General features: G+C 57.1%; 16 protein-coding genes and 1 pseudogene. 3 read left to right on the top strand and 14 right to left on the bottom strand.

The window, feature by feature from the left end:
• Nucleotides 1-162: 162 nt before the first annotated feature.
• The 9 genes from ACVIIV_RS16750 to noeE all read right to left on the bottom strand — a co-directional run bounded on the left by ACVIIV_RS16750 (nt 163) and on the right by noeE (nt 14,584).
• Nucleotides 163-1,482, bottom strand: a complete 1,320-nt coding sequence (locus tag ACVIIV_RS16750; RefSeq protein WP_456745134.1) for a glutamine synthetase — start codon at nt 1,480-1,482, stop codon at nt 163-165.
• A 17-nt stretch (nt 1,483-1,499) separates the two neighbouring features.
• A complete protein-coding gene (locus tag ACVIIV_RS16745; protein ID WP_456745133.1) occupies nt 1,500-2,786 on the bottom strand; it encodes an ATP-grasp domain-containing protein in 1,287 nt (428 codons plus the stop codon).
• Nucleotides 2,783-3,685: an EamA family transporter gene (locus ACVIIV_RS16740; protein ID WP_456745132.1), complete on the bottom strand. Its 903-nt coding sequence runs from the start codon at nt 3,683-3,685 to the stop codon at nt 2,783-2,785. The genes ACVIIV_RS16745 and ACVIIV_RS16740 overlap by 4 nt, the downstream gene beginning before the upstream one ends.
• Before the next feature lie 129 nt (nt 3,686-3,814).
• Nucleotides 3,815-4,600: a gamma-glutamyl-gamma-aminobutyrate hydrolase family protein gene (locus ACVIIV_RS16735; RefSeq protein ID WP_456745131.1), complete on the bottom strand. Its 786-nt coding sequence runs from the start codon at nt 4,598-4,600 to the stop codon at nt 3,815-3,817.
• 29 nt (nt 4,601-4,629) lie between these two features.
• The gene (gene rtxC / locus ACVIIV_RS16730) at nt 4,630-5,688 is read right to left on the bottom strand and encodes a dhydrorhizobitoxine desaturase (RefSeq protein ID WP_456745130.1); all 1,059 of its coding nucleotides are present in this window, start codon (nt 5,686-5,688) and stop codon (nt 4,630-4,632) included.
• Between the two features lie 31 nt (nt 5,689-5,719).
• Nucleotides 5,720-8,131: a 2-aminoethylphosphonate--pyruvate transaminase gene (locus ACVIIV_RS16725; RefSeq protein WP_456745129.1), complete on the bottom strand. Its 2,412-nt coding sequence runs from the start codon at nt 8,129-8,131 to the stop codon at nt 5,720-5,722.
• Between the two features lie 2,292 nt (nt 8,132-10,423).
• Entirely contained in the window at nt 10,424-12,307 is a 1,884-nt protein-coding gene (gene cysN / locus ACVIIV_RS16720) for a sulfate adenylyltransferase subunit CysN (protein ID WP_456745128.1), read from the bottom strand.
• Nucleotides 12,307-13,263, bottom strand: a complete 957-nt coding sequence (cysD, locus tag ACVIIV_RS16715) for a sulfate adenylyltransferase subunit CysD (RefSeq protein WP_456748749.1) — start codon at nt 13,261-13,263, stop codon at nt 12,307-12,309. Before cysD ends, cysN begins: the two co-directional genes overlap by 1 nt.
• A 220-nt stretch (nt 13,264-13,483) precedes the next feature.
• Nucleotides 13,484-14,584 (bottom strand): nodulation protein NoeE, encoded by a 1,101-nt coding sequence (gene noeE / locus ACVIIV_RS16710; protein WP_456745127.1) that lies wholly within the window; start codon nt 14,582-14,584, stop codon nt 13,484-13,486.
• Between the two features lie 870 nt (nt 14,585-15,454).
• On the opposite strand from noeE, the gene ACVIIV_RS16705 reads away from it, so the two are divergent.
• On the top strand, nt 15,455-15,823 hold the full coding sequence (locus ACVIIV_RS16705) for a hypothetical protein (protein WP_456745126.1): 369 nt from the start codon (nt 15,455-15,457) through the stop codon (nt 15,821-15,823).
• 751 nt (nt 15,824-16,574) lie between these two features.
• On the opposite strand, the gene ACVIIV_RS16700 is transcribed toward ACVIIV_RS16705, so the two are convergent.
• From ACVIIV_RS16700 to ACVIIV_RS16685, 4 genes and pseudogenes are all read right to left on the bottom strand, one after another.
• Nucleotides 16,575-16,760: a hypothetical protein gene (locus ACVIIV_RS16700; RefSeq protein ID WP_456745125.1), complete on the bottom strand. Its 186-nt coding sequence runs from the start codon at nt 16,758-16,760 to the stop codon at nt 16,575-16,577.
• A 477-nt stretch (nt 16,761-17,237) separates the two neighbouring features.
• A pseudogene (locus ACVIIV_RS16695) lies at nt 17,238-17,351 on the bottom strand (cold-shock protein); the annotation flags it as partial.
• A 168-nt stretch (nt 17,352-17,519) separates the two neighbouring features.
• Nucleotides 17,520-17,831, bottom strand: a complete 312-nt coding sequence (locus ACVIIV_RS16690; RefSeq protein ID WP_456745124.1) for a hypothetical protein — start codon at nt 17,829-17,831, stop codon at nt 17,520-17,522.
• 1,882 nt (nt 17,832-19,713) lie between these two features.
• The gene (locus ACVIIV_RS16685) at nt 19,714-19,941 is read right to left on the bottom strand and encodes a hypothetical protein (protein ID WP_456745123.1); all 228 of its coding nucleotides are present in this window, start codon (nt 19,939-19,941) and stop codon (nt 19,714-19,716) included.
• Nucleotides 19,942-21,276: 1,335 nt separating this feature from the next.
• Between ACVIIV_RS16685 and ACVIIV_RS16680 the strand changes: the two genes are divergently transcribed.
• Entirely contained in the window at nt 21,277-21,597 is a 321-nt protein-coding gene (locus ACVIIV_RS16680) for a hypothetical protein (protein ID WP_456745122.1), read from the top strand.
• 22 nt (nt 21,598-21,619) lie between these two features.
• Here ACVIIV_RS16680 and ACVIIV_RS16675 read toward each other — a convergent pair whose 3' ends face one another.
• Nucleotides 21,620-21,856, bottom strand: a complete 237-nt coding sequence (locus ACVIIV_RS16675; protein ID WP_456745121.1) for a hypothetical protein — start codon at nt 21,854-21,856, stop codon at nt 21,620-21,622.
• Between the two features lie 77 nt (nt 21,857-21,933).
• Here ACVIIV_RS16675 and ACVIIV_RS16670 point away from each other — a divergent pair, with 77 nt between their 5' ends.
• Nucleotides 21,934-22,305 (top strand): ATP-binding protein, encoded by a 372-nt coding sequence (locus ACVIIV_RS16670; protein WP_456745120.1) that lies wholly within the window; start codon nt 21,934-21,936, stop codon nt 22,303-22,305.
• Nucleotides 22,306-22,326 lie beyond the last annotated feature (21 nt).

The raw sequence follows: 22,326 nt of genomic DNA, 5'->3' as shown, positions 1-22,326 counted from the left end.
CAGAGCAGATAACAGCAGACCTCCTCAACGTTCCCGAGGTCCTCACTTAACGAGTAACGCACATTTGCTCTGTATGAAGTCCAACATCAGCGGAACAGGCAGCCGCAATAGTGTGGCCGGCAAGCCAGAGGAATGAAGTTCAGAACTGTCGAAGAGCTCAAGCTAAATGATCTCGAAGTATCTCCGACGTTCAAAGTCGGTGACCCGATGTTGAACGGCTTCCCACTCCCAACGGCGCGAGCAAGAAAACGCTTCAACAAACCTTTCTCCGAAGACATCACTTGCCGCCGCAGACTCTGCAAACCGAGAAGTTGCCTCTGATAGGCTTTGAGGCAGTCTCGCGGACGGCCGACACATTTCCGCGCTTGCATCACCGACGATCGAAGCCGGCAGTGCCGGACCTGTCTCGACACCCAATATTCCCGAACCAATCGCACTTGCGAGCGCGAGATATGGGTTCAGGTCTGCGCCAGGCAGCCTATACTCCAGGCGATGGGCAGATGGCTCTCCCGGAATGGCGCGAATTGCGCAGGAGCGGTTGTCAACTCCCCAGCTTGGACAGATTGGTGCCCAGCAGCCGGGTACCAATCTCTTGTAGCTGTTGAAGTTCGGCGCAGCGAGCACACAGAACTCATTCATGTATTCTAGTTGTCCGGCGATGAATTTCCTCATAAGCTTCGAGACGTTGCCGAACGCATCACTGTCGTAAAACGCATTCTGACTATCCGAGGACATCGAGATGTGAATATGCCCGGACTGGCCGGGCCATTCCTCGGAAACCTTGGCCATAAATGTAGCCATCATGCCTCGCGTTTGCGCCCAGGCCTTTATCATCGACTTGAATATGGTTGCTCGATCGGCAGCTTCCAGCGCATCACAATGACGAAGTGACGCTTCGACCACGCCAGGTCCCGTTTCAAAGTGCAGTCCGCTGAGAGGTATTCTAGCCTTCTCACAAAGCGCCAAGATCTCATCAAACAGCTCATGTTGCGCGACAGAGCGCGCAATCGAGTAGCCGAACGGGCCGCGAGTTAAAGGAGCCCACTCGCTGAACGGCTTTTCTTCAATCGTTTCTGCGTTCTCCTTAAACAGCATGAATTCAAACTCGAACCCGGCAGTGCAGTCGTATCCGTGTTCAGCAGCCCTTCGCAGGACCTTACGCAGAATACCGCGCGGGCAGATGTCCTCATGTGCGCCCGTGAACTCTGCGAGGTAGAGATATTGATCGCCAAGATGAGACACCGAACGGCCGGTGCCTGACAGAATACGCAGGTCAGCATCTCCGAACGCTGATAGCGGCTTTTGCGTGAAACTGGCCGGAATGACCCGGTCCGTACAATCCCACGCCAGCACCGCTTCAGAGAACTTGATAACTTTATCTCCATCCGAGAGATCTTCACCCAAGACGTGTTTGCCTCGCAGAACGCCATCGAAGTCGCTTGCGCCGACCATCGCCACGCGGGATGGATTCGGTCCGGTCAACCTGGGATCAGTTGGCATTAGTCGCGGTCCTGCATCACTAAATCGAACACCTGGTCCATCCGCATTGCTCGCAACTTGCGATAGTCACTCTCAAGCTGAGTCAAGTCGCTATTCACGAGATAAACGATGCCTGGTGTTGACGCCAAGTCGATCGTGGGAACTAGCTTTTGACCAATCGGAACGAATGCAATGGCATCCGCGAAGCTTGGGAGCTTGCGGATTGCTTCGAGTCCCGGGTAACCGGCAACGACACCGCCCATATCTGAGATCAGCGAGACGCACAGTGCGTGAGCCTGCCGCTTGTAGGGCCCGCGCAGCCTCATATATTCACCAAAGCCGTTGGGATCTGCGTAGCGCCAAGCCGTCAGGGTCATATGGTTGTGCCCCAACGCCATAGTTCGTGCTTTTGCCGACATGGTCCCTTGAAGCCTCGCTCCGAAGTCCACCAGGACCGGTCCCCGATGATCGACGATGATCTCAGCATGAGCCGGTCCGTCAACGATCTGTAGTGCCCGCAACCCACGCTCCAAGTAGTCTGACAGTTCCTGAACGATTGGTTCGCTACCCTCCAACAATCTCTCAAGTGAGCAGACCGATGATGCCCCCTCAATTGGAACCGTGTCATATGTCCAGGCCTCCGTAACGAAGGCTTCCCCGTCCATCGATACGGCATTGACCGTGTATTGCTGGCCATTTATTTTTTCTTGCCCAAGGGCAAAACGATTCAATGCTCCGACACGGTTCGTCTTCCCGACAATTGCGCCAAGAGCCCGCTGAATATCAGCATCTGTCGAGCAAAAGAATACATCCTCGGTACCCGTACTGTTCAGAGGCTTGATCACGATCTGATCGAACTTCGCTTCGCGCTTCCAGCTCGCGATCTCTACAGGACTGTCGGACACGACTTGTCTGATCGATCGCACGCCTGCAGAGGTGAGCGCGCAAGACAATCGCGCTTTGTCACGCCGAGCAGCGGATAGCGCGGTCCCATTTGATGGTAAGCCCAGCCGCTCCGACAAAGAATCGGCGAGTTCAACTCCGGTCTCGCAGCCCGCGATAACGAACTCCAATTCCCGGCCATGGAGAGCCTGAAGATGATATTCAACGATGTCGTCATACCCCATGCGCTCGTTGGGGCGAATGACTTCATCATACAGATCCGCATTGAAATGCGATTTGAATATGGGCGGAATCTGTGCAGCCGACATCACATGCACCGTTCCAATTCCATAGCGCTTGAATTCTTCCGGTAGGTATCGGCCGGTAGAGTATGCGTCTACGATTACACAATTCCGTTCTTTCATGCGGATCTCCGATACTGCAAGTAGATGTTGCCGACAGCGACAGCCGTAATGAGAGCATTTCCAATGAACGTATGTGACGAAGGCACGATGCGAGAATCGAAGTACTGGAACAGGAAGGTGATGACAGGGGCGGTGGACAGGACCATGTTGACCGTGAAGGGCTCTACGCGGCGAATGCCCTGCTGGATCAAGAGCAAAGGAACAAGGATCGTCGACAGCCCAATTGTTGCGATCGCAAACCAATGCTGCGAGATCTCAGGCACGATAGATGAACGGTCGACCAGTCCCAGCAGCAAGAGAATCGTTCCATAAAAGCGATGCGCCAGGACTTGTCGGCCAGAAAACCCACGGTCGAACAGCAGTTTGACAAGTATATTTGTAAGGGCCAGCGATAGGCCGGCCACGATGGCCAAGACGATGCCAAAGGACGATCGAGCCCCCCACTGCACGCCTGCGTTGCCGCTGGCCGAGATCCAAATCATGTAACTCCCGATTGTTGCGATCGTAACGCTCACGACAATATCGGATGCTGGAGGGGCACCCTGGCGCCTGATCAGTGCGTTTAACCACACTGTTGCGGTGGGCCCCAGCGCCACCATGAAGGCGACGACGATCGCAGGTTCAGCGTATTTCAGTCCGATAAATAGGCCGATCCAACTGATTGCTGTCACGATATTGAGCGCGACGAAGACCAGGAGCGACCATTTCGCCACCGTTGCCTCGCCTCCCTCGTGGCGAGCCAGGAGATTGAACATCAGACAAACCAAAGCGAAGGACAGCAGGAGCGCGACGAACACATCCGCTTGCTGAAAATACGACGCCGCATAAACCTCGCCTGCCGCGCTCACGACGACATAAAGCACCACAAAGAAAACTCCCAGAGCGAAGCGATTCGTCAATCGTCCAGTCTTCCTATGCCCGCGCGGCGGCGCGCGGCCCTCGCAGGACGAGGCCCGTGCATCGGCTCCGAGGGACTCTCCTTTCGACGTGCACGGATCACGTTTGGTTTGAAATGTCACAATCCGCCTCTAGCGCTTCTTGGTTCGGCAGTACTCAACACACGCCTCACCAAATGTCTTGAACAGTCGGTTGCTGAGGAGATCGATTGAGACGTGCCATTCGGGGTGCCATTGCACGCCGATTTGCAGGGTCGGTGCGCCAATGACCGAGGCCGCCTCAACCAGGCCGTCAGGCGCCCACGCCTCCCGCCTCAGCGCCGGGGCAAGCGCCTCGATGCCTTGATTGTGCAGCGAGTTGACTTGCGCTTCGATCGTCCGCGCGATTGGGAAGAGCTCGCCATCAGAAGATATCCTGACGCTGTGCACGGCGTCGTACTGACGGTCTCTTGGACGATCCGGCTTCTCGGCATGCATCGCGCCACTTTCCGGCCTCCACTCCGCAAGCGATGGGCGGAGTGTGCCGCCGAAATAGACGTTGAGTTCCTGAAGCCCACGGCAGATGCCCAGAATAGGCATTCCGAGCGCGATGGCGCTCTCTATAGTTACGGCAGAGAGCCTGTCCCGCGGACGGTCAAGGATCCCAACCTCAACGTCCTGCCGATCAGCCTCCGTCAAGGACGCAGGCGCTCTCAGGACGGCGGGGTCGATGTTCGATTCATCACCTGTCAATACCAAGCCGTCGAGCCGGCGCATGATCGCCGGGGCGACCTCCTCCCTCGCATCTTCGGCGTCGACCGTCGGCAATATGACGCAAGCCACTCCCGCATGACGATGGAGTGCCTGCAAGTACTTGCGCCGCAACCAATCGCGATGCACACCATCGATCAGAAGACGGTTCGATGTGACGCCGACCACGGCTCGGGTGCTCTCTGGCCGTAGCAACGTCACGCGACCTGCTCTCGCGTGCGAACCTCGGCAACGGACTGCTCATACAAGCGTCGATTTCGCTCCTTCAACTGAGCTATGACGCTAGGTTGACCTTGAGGTCCCTTGACAAAGAGCCCGCCCCAGGTCGCGGCAACCTTCGCATAGTTCGGATCCTGCATTCGGATTTTCTGAGCTTTGCGCAACAGCCAAAACGGGATACCCGGCGAAAGGTGATGCTCAAGGTGGTACTCATCCAGATTCTGCCCGAGGATGGCTCGCTCGAGGAAATTTCCTTTCCGATTCCTGGTGAGATAGACGTTCTGCGTCTCGGTTTCGCACATAGGTGAGTGCTCGGCCAGCTCGATAAACCAGCCGAGGACCTGAAACGTGGTGAGATAGGGCACGATCCAAAACAGGACGACGATATGAAGCAGCCCAATAGTATATGAGCCGGCCAGGATGCTGATCCAGAAGAGATAGAAGCCATACTTGTCGATGAGTATGCCTGAGCGGCTTTGATCCTCGGTATCTGTGATCGAAAACCGATTGGACCAAAGATACTTCAGATACGCCACTGTCGCGCCGCCGAAGATCGGCTTCCAGATCATGTTGAAAGCGTACCGCTCCGGAGGCTGCACGTCGTAAACGCCGCTGGCCAGGAAGAACTTCAGGTCGGGATCCTTGTCCGGATCTCCGAGATAGGGATGATGCAAATAGACGTGCGAGATCCGGTAGGCCCAGTGGCGCTGGAACAAGGGATAGGACGCAAACAGAATGCCAAGGACGTAGTTCCAGGTCGTGTTCTTCGCGAGCGTGCGGTGAGCCGCATCATGAGCGATGGTTGTCAATCCGCGCTGATAGGCACCAATCAGAAGGACCGCCAGCGGGTAGAGCCACCATGAGACCGACACAGTCGCGAGCGTGCATGCTGTGATGACAGCGTAATCCTTGGCAATATAAGCCGCTCCCGTTATGTTGTCGGGCCTCAGCTCGGAGAGCTGCCTATTGATTTCTCGGCTGAATTGAACAGCCTCATAGCGTGATGACCTCAATTTCCAAGCGTCTGCCTGATTCATGAGAACCTCCTCCTGATCGCCTTGCAGGTTGTCAGATTGCGGAAAGCGCCTTGTTCAGATCGCGCAGGATGTCGTTGACATCTTCGATGCCGACGCAAAGCCGGATCGAGCCGCCAAATATGCCGGCGGCTTCGCGCTTTTCCCGCGGGACGGTGGTGTGGGTCGTCGAGACAGGATGGGTCACGAGCGTGCGGGCATCACCTACATTCGAGACGTGATACATCAAGTCGACGTTCTGGATGAACTTGCGCCCGGCTTGTTCGTCCTCCACTTCGAACATGACCATTGCCCCGTGTCCGTATGCAGCATTGAGTGTCTGTTCGACAGTTTCCCGATCGGCGCCTTCAAAGAGCCCCGGGTAGAAGACACGGCGTACTTTTGGATGCTCCTTGAGAACGTCGGCCACGATCCTGGCATTCGCGCAGTGCTGCTTCATGCGAAGTGGCAGCGTTTCAAGCCCTTGGATCAGTTGAAAGCTCGCAAACGGGGCGATGGCCGCGCCGGTATCGCGCAACCAGGTCATGCGAGCCTTAAGGAGAAACTCGCTCTTTCCAAGATCGTCGACATCGCGCACCGCGTTATGCCAAACAATTCCGCCGTGCGCATCGTCGGGACGGTTGAACAAAGGAAAGCGAGAGGCTCCCCGGTAGCTAAACTCGCCGTTGTCAACGATCAGTCCACCGAGCGTCGTGCCGTGGCCGCATATATATTTCGTTGCGGAGTACGTCGTAATAGCAGCGCCGAGATCTGACGGCCGGCATACCAGTGGCGTCGTCGTATTGTCCACGACCAAAGGCACGCCGTACTTTCGGCCGATCTCGGCCAGCTGTTTGACGGGGAGCGGAATCAGACAAGGATTCGAAATCACCTCTCCGAACAGGCATATCGTGCGATCATCAATGGCCCGTTCAAACGTCTCTGGCCTTCGAGGATCGGCCGTCCGCACGCTGATTCCAAGACGCTTTAAGGTGTTGTGGAGCAGGTTCCAGGTATTGCCATATAGATACGGAGAGGCGACCACATTGTCCCCCCCTTCGCCACTTGACAGGTTGACGATAGCAAGGAACGTCGCTGCTTGACCTGACGCAACGGCGAGCGAGTCCCTTCCCATATCGACGGCGGCGTAGCGCCTTTCCAGCGCGCGCGTCGTTGGATTGATGATCCTTGTATAGGTGAACCCATCGGCCTTGACGTTGTAGACGTCGGCAATGTGGTTTAGATCGCCATCGAGTTCATAAGCTGTGTTCTGGTAAATCGGCACTGCGACGGCTTTCGTTGCTACGTCACGTCGATAGCCCGCATGCAGAACAGCAGTCTCGGCCGAAAACGGCAGCTGCCGGTCCCCAGCCGCTCGCGCCGGCATCCTTACGCGAGCCCCGCATGTCTCTTGGGCCGACATCGGCGCCGCTGACCGCGCCTGACCGGACCGGAAATATGTACGAAAAGCGCAGCCTAACTGCTCGATCCAGCTGGATTGGATTTCACCAATGCAACCTACGCGGAAACTCCGCGTCGGAAGATGCAGCTTCGAGTAGACGTAAAGGTTGTGGGCCGCCAAGTGGCGATACAGCCCATCGAATCCTTCTTGGTCCACGATTCCGGACGGCGCACTGAACGCAACGCAGACCGGCGACTGCAACTCCGTGGACAGCAGCGGAGACACCAGTCCTTCGAGTTCTTTGACGAGATCGTTCCTGACCTTCTCATACCTGCAGCGCCTGACATCAATGCCCTCCTCGTGCAGGATCTCCAAGGCCTTTGTCGTTGCCTGAACGATGTGGGTGGGAGGGGTCGATCGCCACTCACCGGTGCGCTCGAGCGAGAGCCATTGATCTCGCACGTCGAGCACAAACGACCTCGGTTCTTGAACCGCATTCTCCAGCAGCTCGCGAGACGCGATGACAAACGCTACTCCCGGGGGCCCTTCTATGCACTTGTTGCTCGAGGTGACCAGGACGTCAGCTCCACGCTGGCTCAGATCGATATTAAGGGCGCCGAAAGAACTCATCCCATCGACGATGGTCTTTACGCCACGTCGCCTCGCCTCCTCTACGATCGCGTCCAGCGGATTGACGATTCCGGTTGTCGTCTCACAATGCACGAAACATAGGTGCGTAACGCCAGGATTTCGGCTCAGATGCTCGGCAATTTCTTGAGGATCCAAAGGATCTGTCGCTCGCTTGACAAGCTTCAGTGCTTCGACGCCCCACAGCCGCAAAATTCGTATAATGCGCTCGCCATAGATGCCGTTTATGCAAACGAGCGGCCTGGCGGCTCGGGACACAAATGAAGAGAGAGCGGCTTCCATTGCAAAAGAGCCGCCTCCCTGAATAGGCACTACCGAATAGTCGTCAGCATTTCCCAGCAAGTTGAGCATCAGCCGCCTCATGCAGGCGGTCACTTCCTTGAACTCACCATCGCGCGATGCGAGATCAAGCTGCATCTGGCTCCTGACCGCCAGCGATAACGACAATGGACCGGGCGTCAACAAAGAGCGCTGTCTTGTCAAACCATTCCTCCTCAAGTTTTATTCGTTAATGGATCTGGAGTATGCCCACCCCACCAGGGAGGCCCTGTGGCGAGCGTCGACTTCCTCGGTCAACAGCTTCGGTCAAACGCCATAGATCGCGGGCGCGTCTCGGGTCGGCGTCCGAAAAGCCTGCCGCATGACAAACCTCCATATCTCATCGCAGATGCACAGCGATCTTTCGCAAAGCTCCTCACCGATACCATTCACACCTCCCAGAAATTGGCTTTGCGACCGCTCCCTCGAACGCAATTGGGCCGACGGGCGCTCTCATCCAGCCGTCACGCATGCGCAGGCTTGAGCGCGGCTGCCTTCTTGCGTCACGAAGCAGCAGGTCGAGCGACCGACTTACGCGGTGAACCTGCTCTATTCAGGCAAACTTGGCGTTAGGAAAACGATGCAGTCGGATGTCATCGCGCCCGGATGCAGATCAAGCCACGACACACTTGATGATCGTCGTCGGCAGCGGGAGTCTGATGCGTGGGCTTGAGACTTGATGCATTCGCACTCCGTCGCTCGTTGGAGGGTTTCGGACGCCGATGACTGTCGTTGTCCATTTCGAGATCGTACAACTTGACGTTACGGGCGTTTCAACCCTCTCCGGGGATTTTCTCGCGTGATTTTTTCCTGACCGTACTCGCATCTGCCGGCGACAAGCCGACGTAGACAGCAGAGTGCGGAGATTCACAGCGAGCTATAACTAATTTGAGAGTTCGACATCAGGACCGTCGGCCTTCCGCCTGGGAGCGTGCTACCTTCAGGTAAGTGATGGCCCAATCTTGCCGTTCACGTACGATTCCTCGCCAACCCCCAAACGGAGGTACCGAGCTTATCCACCGCGCAGGCGAGATCCTCCTGTGCTAGTGCCGTGAAACTGTACGCCCTCGTCGCACATGACTGCCGGTATCACGTCGTTGCGCTTGAATGGAGCGACTTTGGCGTGCTGTGGTCGCGTCCGGCTTGAAGGCAATTGAGCGACCTTGGATCGCTGGCCGTTTAGCAACGACCAGTTCGACGCCTTTCGGCGAGTCATCGTGAAGCAGAACATATCGTCATGCTTTGCTAGGACTACGTCGAGTCGACTCCAGATGAGTGGCACGTGTCCTCTCTGCGAGCAATCGCTAGGCTGGTAGCATCTCTCGGTTCTGTACGCCGCTTCGCGGCGAGAACATCTTACGGATCAATCATCGGCTTTGTGAGCGTGCCCTGGTCGACGGTCGGTCCAACGCGTGAGGCCCAAGGTGAGCCGGAGTTCCATCGCGTCGCGGCACTCAATGAGCGCCAGTACCTCGGCCGTGAGACGCTCTGGTTGGACGGATCGCACCTCCGAGCCGTTCTGCTCGCGTTGGCTCCTCTGCAGCGCCTGCTCGTTGTTGGCGAGCTCGTGTTCGACGCGGTGTACCGCGCGGTCGAACGGTTGACGGTTGAGCAGAGCAGATCATCAAGAGATTGTCCTTGTCGCTTGCCATGGATGAGCTCCCTTTCCTTTTCGGGCGCGCCCATCGCCGCCTTCATGGCGATCAACGACGGCAGGCGGAATGGAGCAGAGCCCGAAGCGCGGCGGAGGTCCGAGCGCAGCGCAGGATCGCTGCCGCTTTGTCTCTCAATGCGAAGGCGCGGGGCGTAGGCAGGCCGTGTCCGCCGACGAGGGGCGGGCCGAAAGGATGCAAGTCCCGAAAGCTTGCATGGCTGCGACAGGGGGGAGTCGTGGCCGACCGCTAAGTTCGGGATTGGTCAATATACTGAAGCAAGCGCCCGCTCGCCGGATGCGGCCAGGCTCGGAAAACCGAGGTCCCACTCTCATACTACGCGAGAGACCGAAGCCGGCCGAGACGCTGTGTGGCTCGGCCTTATGGGAGCTCGGTGTGTCGCTGGCCGCACGCGTAGTAAGAAGTGCTAAGCGAAAAACTCAACCTATCGGAAGTCGGACTTCCTCTCTGGCCTTTGTCATCGCATCGTAGATTCTGATCTGGAGCATGGGACGGCGCTTCTTGAGCTCCTCGGCTCCCGCCCATGCTCCATCTCTGCTCGCGTACTCGGCCTTCAACTGACCATCCACTTCGAGCACGTAACCGGAAGCGGGCAGTCGAGGAGCGGGTGCGACCATTTTGTTCCTTTAGAGCGAAAAGACCGATCGCAGGCCCGCCTGAGCCGAATCGCCGGGCCAGCAGGGTATTGCGCGAATCGATGGTGCGATGCGAGGGACATCTAACCATCAAGAATTGAGCGCGCCATCAAGACATCCACTACCGCTTCCACTGAATGCTCTAGGGTCTGCTCCATGGTCCTGAGATGAATCTCCGGTGTTGTTGGTGCTTCGTAGCACGAATCGATCCCGGTGAAGTTCTTGATCTTGCCGGATTTCACTTTTGAATACAGGCCTTTTGGGTCTCGGCGAGCGCATTCCTCGATCGGCGTATCGACAAAGACTTCTATGAACTCTTCCTTGCCAACCAGGCCGCGCACCCTGTCCCGTTCGGCCCTAGAGGGCGAGATGAACGAGCAGATCACGATCAAGCCGCTGTCCGCCATCAACTTGGCAACTTCACCGACGCGCCGAATGTTCTCCACGCGGTCCGTCTCCGAGAAGCCGAGGTCCGCGTTTAATCCGTGCCGGAGGTTGTCGCCATCCAGCAGCATGGTATGCCGCGACATGCCACACAGCTTTTGATCAACCAGGTTGGCAATCGTCGTCTTTCCCGCGCCAGACAGGCCAGTGAACCAGATGACGCAAGGCTTCTGATTCTTGAGCGCGGCGCGCTCCCTCCTGTCCACGGATAGCGCTTGCCTAGCAATATTGGTGTCCCGCCGTAGCGGAAAGGCGATCATGCCGGCCCCGACCGTACGATTCGTGTAACGATCGATGAAGATAAATGATCCGGTCTTTCGATTGAGGTCGTAAGGATCGAATACTGCGGGCATTGCGGTCGCAACATCGCAGAAGGCGATCTCGTTGAGGGAAAGCATCCCGGCGGCCAGATGCTCACAAGTGTTGACGTCGATCCGATGCCTAATTGCGGTAATGCCGCCGGTAATCGTCTGCGATCCAATCCGCAGGACGTAATTGCGTCCGGGAGCGAGCGGCTCCTTGTCCATCCAGATCACATAAGCGGCGAACTGGTCGGCGACCTTCGGTCGGTCGTCCGGTCGCGACAGAACGTCGCCACGGCCGATATCGATTTCATCTTCCAGTGTAATCGTAACCGCATCGCCGGCTTCGGCGCCGACAAGGTCGCCATCGTGGGTCACGATCCGCTTGATGCGCGTGGTCCGTCCCGACGCGGCGACAACGATCTCGTCTCCTGCCGAGATCCTCCCGGAAGCCACCGTCCCTGCATAGCCCCGAAAATCCAGGTTTGGGCGATTCACCCATTGGACCGGAAAGCGGAAAGCCTGGCCTGCGGTGCCGGACGGGATGTCAATGCTCTCCAAATGCTCGAGCAGGCAAGGACCATGATACCAGTTGGCATGAGCGGAGCGGTCCACAACGTTGTCGCCGTAGCGGGCCGAGATCGGGATCGGAACGATCGAGGTGAAGCCGAGACCGGCGGCAAAGGCCAGATAGTCACGGGCGATCCGATCGAAGCACTCTTTGTTGTATGCGACAAGATCGATCTTGTTCACTGCCAGCACGACATGACGAATACCGAGCAGCGAACAGATAAAGGAGTGGCGGCGGGTCTGAACCATCACGCCTTTGCGGGCATCGATCAGGATGATGGCGAGCTGAGCATGCGAGGCGCCGGTAGCCATATTGCGGGTATACTGCTCGTGACCGGGCGTGTCGGCCACCATGAAGGAGCGCCGCGGCGTCGTGAAGAAGCGGTAGGCGACGTCGATCGTGATGCCCTGCTCCCGTTCGGCCTCCAGCCCGTCCACGAGCAGCGCGAAATCGATGTCATTCCCGGTGCTACCATGCTTGATGCTGTCGCGTTCCAGCACCGTGAGCTGATCGTGGTAGATCATCTTGCTGTCGTGCAGTAATCGGCCGATCAGCGTGGATTTGCCGTCGTCCACCGAGCCACATGTGATGAATCGCAGCTGATCCTTTGTCCTGGCCGGGACCAGTTCCGTAGTCGGTTTAGCAAACATCAAAAGTAGCCTTCCCGCTTCTTCTTCTCCATTGAAGCGGCTTCATCGGTATCAATTAACCGTCCCTGGCGCTCCGACAATGTCGCAGTCTGCATTTCCGCGACGATGTCTTCGATCGTCGTCGCATCGGATTCAATAGCTCCGCTCAAAGGATAACATCCAAGCGTGCGAAAGCGAATCATCCGCATTTCCGGCGTCTCGTCGCAGTTAAGCGGCAATCGCTTGTCGTCGATCATGATCGTCGCACCATTTCGACGCACTGTCGGTCTTTGTTTCGCCAAGTAGAGCGGAACGACCGGAATCTTCTCGAGCATGATGTATTCCCACACATCGAGCTCGGTCCAGTTTGACATCGCAAACACGCGCATGGTTTCGCCCTGGCGGATCCGTGTGTTGAATAGGCTCCAAAGCTCCGGCCGCTGGTTACGGGGGTCCCATACGTGTCCGGCCGAACGGAAGGAGAGTATTCGTTCTTTTGCGCGACTCTTTTCCTCATCGCGCCGGGCTCCGCCAAAGGCGGCATCAAATCCGTGGAGGTCGAGCGCCTGCTTCAGCGCGTCTGTCTTCATCACCTGGGTATGGAGCGCGGAGCCGGAATCGATCGGATTGATCCCGCGCGTGATGCCCTCCTTGTTGATATGGACGATCAGGTCGAGGCCGAGCCGCTTGGCTGTCGCGTCTCGAAAGCTGATCATCTCGCGGAACTTCCAGGTCGTGTCGACGTGAAGCAGGGGGAAAGGCAATTTTGCCGGATAGAACGCCTTGATCGCAATGTGCAGCATCACGCTTGAGTCTTTTCCGATCGAGTAAAGCATGACCGGCCTTTTGAACTCGGCGACCACATCACGCATGATTTCAATCGATTCAGCTTCGAGACGGCGCAGATGTTTCGGCAGCATATATCTTCTCTTCGATGCAGGATCTCTATTCTTCGCCGTTCTATGGCTCCAGCCCAGAGTGGGGAATATCCGCGGCCGAAACGGCCGGCCAAGAGGCAGGCTCGTCCATGAGGTCAAGCCCCATTGGACAGCAGACTTGCAGACGCGGCAGCATATCGCATTCCGCCGCTGGTGCGGCCGGCGCCTGCGTCACACCTGATCGGGAGATCAGCTCGTGCGGGTTAAGGATTTTGGCTAAATCAACCAGCGTGTTTTGATCGCAAGCATTCAGATCGCCCTAGGAGATATTGAGGATCTGCTCAAGCCGCGCGACCTCGCCTCGCAACATCTCGATAGCCGCGTCGCGGTTCTCCGAAACGTTCCAAGCAGTGTGGACCGGCTCCCCAGCGTGAGAGGGGCCGGATAATCCTCCGGCCTTGGTACTTCGCAAATCCCACCAGGTTCGGAATATCCGACGATAGAGTTCGGTTACCTCACCTCCCCTATCCAGCACTCCGGCTTTCTGTGCACGCAGCAGTTCCTGCTCATATCCGAGTTCTAGCAAAAGCTCAGCGCCGACCAAATCAGTCACGGTTTGCATCTCTTCGACGCTCAATTGAGATTGCCATGACTTGACAGAGCTCTCGTCGACGGCGTTTCGTTCCAGGATTTTTCGATCCCCAAAGCTGCTGGATCGAAGATAATCTGCTTGTCTCATCCCAGCCGATGCGACGGCCGCTGGATCACAGCCGAGCCCCGTCAACAGACGCCGGACTTCCTCGTCCGGATGCGCCACGAGCAGTTCGTATTGCACGAACTGTGTATGCGGGCGAGTGCGGTGCGCGGCGAGCTTGGGAAGGCCCAGAACCAAATCGGCGAGTGAAGTTATGATGCCGTCGGGCAGACGGAGCATGAGATCGGCGAGACTGGACACGCTAACCGAATGCGAGCTTTCTGTCCGCAGTGGGATGCCCCACGTCGATTTCAGTGAAGCGGCGATGGCATAGGGATTGCGCATCAGAAGGATGTGTGGCGCTTCTGGATAGACAGATTCAAGAAACTCGAGCACCGTCCAATAGCGTGGTGTCTTGTCTATGATGATGCGCTTGCCCGCTTCTGCCAGATACTGATCGTATGCTGCATCGGCAAAAGCGCGACTGACGATCGTGCGATCTATCCGCCCCAGGAATTCGGAGGTCGCGGCCTTGATCAGTGAGCTGCCCGCCGGGTGACGCTGATCCACCCTGCCAAATGCTTCAAGCGCCAACATCAACCAGGGTTCAGGCGGAGCCACGATGTCTGGATGGTGCTGGAGCAAGTGCGCCAGGAGTGTCGTCCCGGATCGCGGAAGACCGAGGAGAAAGCACACCGCAGGCGAATGGCCAAAACGTCCGCTCATCGTTCAGACCCTCGTGCTTGAAAAGCAAACCGTGTCGGCGCTCGCTCGATTGAGCGAAAAAAAGCCAGCCGCGCGACCACATGGGCAACCGCATGCGTACAAACCGTCAAAACGACAAGAATTTTGTCTGCCACTCATGACTTGAGATCCGTTCAGTTCGATCGATCGGGCGGGATCACGGAAGCATAACTGCAATTGCCTCCTCGATTGCTCGACAGTTGAAACGAAGTCAAGCGCCAGCTCAATTGCACGAAGGTTGATCGCGATATGGGAAGGTTGGGAAGAACTATACGAACGTTTGCCGAAGGCCGCCCGCGGTACATGGAAGGTTATTACGTGTCGTCATAAGCTGCCCGTTGCTGGGGCATTGAAGCCGTCAATGCGACATGCACCTCGCTGATGTTCGGCATATAATTAGCGGACAGCTCAGCGAGCGCGGCAAAGAAGCAGACCACATCGCGGACATCTCACTTGGCGGGGCGCAGCTATCTTGTCAGCGCGTATCGATCCTGACGCAACTTTGCCGTGAATGCTGCCGTTGGTCCGTCAAGACACTGAGCCATAGCTGCGGCCAGCCTGTTGTTCGCAAGCCCTTCCGTCCGAACTATACCAACTGTTTGATTTACGTGCTCTTGCAGCACTGCCGCTCCCCTAATCGGCGCTAAGGACGGTTGTAAAGGACGGAAACTGGCTTAAGATGCCGCCGGATTTACCTGATCCAGCAAGCGCGCTTGGCTGCATCTATACTGACGGAGACGAGATTGTCCGGCCGTTCACGTGGGAAGCAGATCAATCCATGCGTGTCTCGAAGAACTTGCCAGATTTCCTGCCATTGTGCTGGGCATCACTGGGCGACGGTGGACGATCCTGATGGCGGTGACCTACTTGGGCAGAGAAAAGGGTGTACCGGTCAATCTGGTGTCACGATTGATGCACGTCGACCCTTCCTTCGTGACGACCCACTCAAAGCTGCTAGAGAAAAACGGTTTGCTGCGGCATAAGTCCTCCGCAAACGATGCCCGGGTCCCGCAGATGTTGCTGACGGCCAAAACGCGCAAGCATCTCGCGACTTTGGCGCCACGACAGGCAGCGCAGGATGAGCTCACTTTTGACGAAAGCGGCGTTGACCGATCAAGCGAGTTTATTGCCAAGGCTGCTACAATGAGGCATCGCCTGGAAAGGGCCCGCTCTGGCATTCAGAAGACCAAACGCACGACTGTCAGAAATGGAGCTCGCTAACCATGCGTCTCCCATCCTTCGAATATGTCTTGAAGCAGCGCGGTCGAAGGTGGTTGTGGTCCGTTCACAACGCCGACGGCGCGCAGATGATGACGGGTTCAGGACGTAACCGCTCCGCCGCCATCTATCAAGCTAACAGAGCGCTTTTTCAATTGCTGCTGAGCGCGCCATATCGCCTCGGAGCTCGAGCTAGCCAACAGGCTCGGCGAGATCGGCTTACGCCCAAACTTTAGCCGGGCATGAGCTTCGGGGATGCCCCATTCGCGAGTTTGTTTCCATTTGGCTAAAGCGACCAGCCGATGAGTTCGGCCCAGCGCGGCTAAGACTGCCTCGCCGAAGCTGAAGAAGCTGCTCGCCGAACGGATGCTAGATTCGGCCCCTACGGGAGTTCGTTTAAGACTGGCTAGCTTCTCGAAAGCTTACGCGCCTAGGACTGGGCATCTTGGCCCCATCGCATGCGTTCCGGGACCGAGCGTTTCGGGGTTTTATCTTCGAGACAAGCCTATGGCTAAGACTATGTATTCAATCGCGATCATACATCGCAAGCGGCCGTCGAAACCGCCTTCCAAAAAACTTGATCAAAAATAAGGAGGCGTTGAGGCCCGTTCCGCGACATTGAAGGCCATCCAGCACGTGCGTGAAAAACTCTCTCAGCGCGGATCGGCAAAGCTAATGTGCGACAAAGTTTCTATCACCAAAGAGGGCGGCCCGCGAGCCGCCCTACCTCGCCATTAGGCAGCGTTGTTTAAAGTTACCGCTGATGTCCGAGTCCTATTCCGAGATTCAAGGCCTTCTGGCGTAGCGCGCCCGCGCTGCGTTTGGTCATTTTTGCTATTTTAATGACTGGGGTCCGAGCCTTCGAATGGGCTTTGAGCTCTTTGATATCTGCCTTCGTCCACTCGCGCCGCTTAACGCGTTTCTTGGTTGCTTTTTTCACGATGAATGCTCCTTCTGAGAAGAGCGCTTGTAACATAGTTTTTTCGCAGCGACGACCGTAAAAAATGGACAGTCATCGGAACTCGCCCCGGGTATTAGCTCGGTCATGCTTTCGGAAGACAAGGCGTCTGGACTAGTGCAGCTGTGGAATTGTGAACTTCGTACAGAAGCTGTGTTGAGAGGCTTCGTTATAATTGAATGCAGCGCCAATCGACGCCTTTCTATTCGAAGCTAAGCACGTAGACCAACATGTTCTGGAATGAGCAAGCCAATCGCGATGAACCCGAACAGCTGCATCTCCGGGAGGTTCGCGATTTGTATTAGCCTAGAGCGATCAAACATCGAGGCCCTGTGAGACATCGGGGCGATCTCTTGCTATGGTCACCTTAAGACGATCAGCGCGCTCGTTATCTAAACGCCAGAGCTCCCTTGGGGGGCGCGAATACTAGATCGGTCACGTCTTCGTGTCGGTCGTCCGGGCTCGGCTCAACGCGTCGGAGTGCACGAAGACATCAGCTCCTCCATTCCTTAGGTTGGATGAAGCCATATATCCCTTGGTCGCCTTGAACCACTTCACAGTACCAATAGCCACTGCATTATGTCCAAACTGAACTTGCGCAATCTAATCGGCGTACGTGGCCATCAGCAAGGGATTGAGCGGCAAGCCGTCACGCCGATAACCCTTGCGCGGGCCTCAATCGCTTGCAGGGGAGCGCTCTCTGCGCGCGCTCGTTCGTAGCTGCGAACACACCAGGGGCGGCTACTCATCTTCGGGCTCTTGCGCGATCTCCCGCTTAACCTGACCCTGCATAGCACCCAGATCTAGCAGTTCGAGCCTTTCAAGAGTATTCCTTCCCTCGTCGGTGATAATCCAGCACCCGGCCTCTCGCTCGATCAGCCTTTGGCCAAAAATATCGAGTTGAGGCGCGCGGCTCGCGATGCGCTTCATACGCGCCGGCCACTCTGGGCCGCTGCTGTAATAGATGGCCAAATGCTGTTTAACGACTTCGATGCTCGCCCGTCCGTGCGGCTGGCCGGCAAGTATCTTCAGTATGGACAGCTGAAAACTCACGCGCGCACGCCATCGAGTCGAGGAAAAGCTCCATAATACTTATCCTGAGGGAAGCCGCACCGCCGTGCGCGGCTTTTCAAAAGAAACCTTGCGCCATAAGCCTAATGAAGCAGGATACCCGCCAGCCGTCGACGCGGTAAGCAAGGTTCTCGACGGCATCGGCGACATCCTGCCCAGAGTGTTTTGAAGAATTGGTCAGCGGAGATAGCTGCGTTGGCTACGCGTGTGCGAGGTCTCGACTGCCGTGTTCGACCGATTTGAGATCAAACTACGTCGGTGGTAACCGCGCTGTTGCACATCTTGGCGAATGACATCGCTCACTGAACGTATCGCCCGCTTCTTTCGCTTCCAACTGCCGGCCAAGCCCGCAGGGATCGCAAACCCTCGCGGAACGACCAAAAGATCGCGTCTTCCGTTCACATAAATATCGAACATGTCGTTCCTCGTTTGACACGAGCGTAGATCGCCGGTTCATACATTTGGTGACATCGAAGCAACAGTTGCGCTTTAAGACTCTACGCGAATTTTCTCCGGATTCCGCCCGCACTTGAGCGTGCATGGCGCAATCTCGCTTCTCCTCACGTGCTCCGCATTGCCGAGAATACAGGAGCTTTCGCACGCCTTATTGTCGCTAACAGATCCCCTTATCCAGGCGTCGTTCTCGATAAGGCAATAAGCCTTGCAGGCAACCGTGGGACCGATAACGAGCCGGTGAACTGAATTGTCCTTCAGTAGACAGAGGCCCGATCTGTGATGCGACGGACTTTTGCCGCTCGGACGGATTTGATTGAGCATTGTCTAGCGCGGCAAACTTCTTTTGTTCTGAGTTTATCACTGACTGCGCGATCAGATCGTACTCGGGTGCTGCTGTTTCTTGTACGTGAGGACCGTCGCGGGCACGATGCTGCCGGCGGCCAGGCTGGCGGCGAAGGCGAGCAATACGCAGAAGGTAAAGCCGCATCGTGTTCCCATGCGGCAAAGAGGAAAACGTAGGCAGAAAACAGCGAGTACAGACATAAGGACTGCTTCACCCATGTCGTGGATTTCGAGGCGGCAATGAGGCTTGTCCTGTGTCGGCCTTCTTTGAATGGGGCATGCTCAGGAGTCAAGATCTTCGGCGAGGAACTGTTGAGCGCAATCAATCGCGAAAGCGTAGCGGGCGGATATCTCACGACCGAGCGCGCAGACTCATTCGGGCAGTCTTTGAGCGGATTTGCATGGTTTTGCCTCTCGAGGTAGGCAGCGCAGCGGACTTTGGTCTGACATAGGCCGCTCACTCGCTGCAGATCGCGCAATACGTCTCCGTTGCGGCAACAAGCGCATTCTCGGAAAAACCGGCAACTGCGAGGCGCTTGTTTAAATGTTCAGGAGAGCGCGCTCTTTGCGCCATGGCTGAAAGGCAGATGCCGACAGATTAGGATCACGTGCGATCTCATCGATGTGCTGTGGGCTCAAGTAGGCCAGGTTCGGATGTCCGGGACAGGCTCGCGTGCAACCGACTGAGCAGATGCCTTAACCGTCAAGGGCATTGATGTGCGCAGATTGGCCAACCACGCATACCCTTTGAAACAGCCATGGCTGCCAGAGGCAGACTTGTTCTTCATGAATCAAACAAGACCGATTTGTGGGAGCGGATCCTTCGATCCGGATGGCCCTGCCGGCACGACGCTTGACGTAGCGCTGCAGAGCCAGTTGAGCGGCAGGCGGCAAACCCTCCAGCGAGGTCCGCTAGGTGTCGTGAGACAACAGGGCGCTCGCCGATTTGACGCCAGCATCACCAGTTGTTCTCGAATCGACCGTCGACGCGACCTTGTCCGGGATCACGCTTAGATTACAGATTGATCCACAATCCAATGCGCAGACTTTCCCCGCCAAATTCAAGCTAACCAGCCCATGCCGGCGGCAATGCAGGCGGGGTTCGAAGCTCTATCACATCGGCGAAGACGGTCCAATCGCGGACACTCTTTTGCTTGCAGAAATCGCTCTCCGCCTGCTGTGCAGCAGCACTCAGCGAGGCGGCATCTACCTTGAACGCTGCCTGACAGGCACGATGTTCGTGCCCGGTATCGTCACAAACGATCTTGATGAAACGAACATTAAATGAAGGCATGGCATCATCTTCTTGTGGGTTTGCTTATCCACCATTCTGCCATTCGCGCCGCAAGAGTATTTGATCTGCCTCAAGCAGCATCCCCAAGAGGTTGTCCGCTCCTCCATCGAGATGAGGTCGAAACTTTGGCAGCGCGGCTCGAGCGCTCCTGTTGTCCCGCAGACCACGCGACCTCTATTTGTCTAGCTTGGCGGATCGTACTCTGATTTGAGCCGAGGGATAACGCCTTCCGGTCTGCTCGTGCCTCCACTGACAAAATTGAGAAGCCGATGAATCGAGGAATGTCTGAAGAGACGATTGAGAGCCACATGCGCCGTCACGCCCGAGATGTCGGCTGCTGATCTCTATCTATCCAATACTCAACCGCTGGCAATATGGAGACTCGAGAGGCCGCGAACTTTACACGCGATACTTGATAGTCTCACGAGGCATTGCCGCAAACACCAAGTCATTGCGCCAATCACCGGGCAGAGCCATTTCTGACGCGCGCCGGCGGCCGGGGCTATCGATGGCGAGACCTACACGCACGTGATCGTGGGCCAATGAGCCGAACCGCCCCTGCGGCCGCGACAGCAAAGCCGATGGTCACGCTTGTCGCAGCCAAAGTTTCGATGAGCCCGGGGTTCAGGAGTTCAGCTCCAAAGCCTATGGCCGGGATCTGCCCGGCAAGGCCACCGATAATGCGAGGCGAGCGATCAATTGACCATCTGCTTGCCGGCTATCTCAGCATTGAGGACAAATGCCGTCGCGGCCCATTCGCGAGCGGTGCGCCTCAAATCAACCCCGCTACACGCTGGCGTGTTGCGGACCAACGCGAGTCCCTGGCGGATCGCCCGACTTCGGATATGTCGTCTGCCAACGCGGCCTGTGCGGCTCGCAGTAGCCGCTCGAGCTCGGCCATTCTGGATGCGCATCAGCCCTTTTTGACCTGTATCAATACTGAGGCGACTGCCTACTGATAGAAGTGAGCTTCCCGTCCAAGGTCACACACATGGCAGACAGAAAGACTTGGCGCCCCATCATCTTTTCATGTCCAGATACCGGCGACCGAGTTCAAGGACTGCCGCCGGACGTATCCGAGCCGCGTGCCGATGACTGCACACAATAACCTGCGCAGCGTGCGAAGGCGTCCACTTCATCGACGCGCGGATGGGCGCGATGATCGGCGCCGAGCGCGGCTAGGCCCATCCGAATGGTGCCAAGCGAGTTCCGGCGTCTTGCGGTTCTCGGGGATGCCGCCCCGCTCACAAGGGCGCGGCTGACGTCATCAAAACCCAATGCCCCACGCTGACGCCGTGGGACAAGGAGATTTCCCACCAACGAAGGATGTTCGACATGACAGACCACGGGGACATTCGTCCCGCCGCGGGCCAGATTGCGGGAGCGGCAGTCCAGTTCAACTTCTGCAGAACAGCGGTTAATACCAACCGCCGAGGTCTTGAGCTGATCCAGATCGGCTCGACCGAAGCCCGGGAGTTGTTTCGCAGCGCCAATCCTAGTATTTCGGTTGGCGAGCCGATCATGTCCCGGCACGATAGGTTCAACGGCGCCACGGCCGATAAAACCCCGGCCGCGACTGGCGCAATCGAGACCACGCCGCCTGGGCAATATGGGGCTGAGCCTGCTCGAGCGGCGGCCAAGCCATCTCGCGCGTAGTTCAGAAGGTTGCCTGAATTTGTCAGCCAGCAGCGATGAACACCGCCCAAGATCTACTGGCGACCTGACCTGGGAGCGGCTCGAAACGGCGCCGCCCTTTGATCGGGATCTGGAGATTGCCGTGATCGAGGGGAATGCCATTCACCGGGTGGTCTTTCCTTGCCGCCGGACCTTCGGCGGCTGGTTCAAGGCCAAGACCGGAGAACACGTAGCCGTGCAGCCGACGCACTGGCGCATATGGCCAGATGGCGGCGGCCATCCTGCACAATAGATTAGTGTGAGTTGAGGCGCGTTCTGCTCGGTGGCTCTCGTGGGAAACAATGTAGAGTCGATGGAATGAGAGGGTCTACCAGGAAGCATGTCCGACCACGTCTGGTAAGGCTATGGCACTGCCGCGGCATCCGCCGCGCTGCCTCTCGTGCTATTGTCGACAAGATCCAGATCCAGAAGGTCGCGCTAGACCTGATACGCAATGCAATCGAGGCCATGGCTTCCTGCCCGCGCCGCGAAGTTGCTGTCAACAGGTTCACCGTTGCTGATAAGGGCCCCGGCATCAGCGCTGATATCGGCGACCGACTGTTCCAGCCCTTTGTCACGACTGAAAGGCATGGCAATGGGCGTGGGCTATCAATCTGCCGGACGATCATCGAGTCACATGGCGGCCACATCGTCGCGCAAGCAAATCCGGGTGGCAGCGCGATCCTTTAGTCACCGCGCCATGTGCGGAGC

The organism is Bradyrhizobium sp. USDA 4354, from assembly GCF_054060315.1.
The sequence above is the reverse complement of the archived record's forward strand: the minus strand, read 5'-3'. Positions and strand labels throughout refer to the sequence as shown.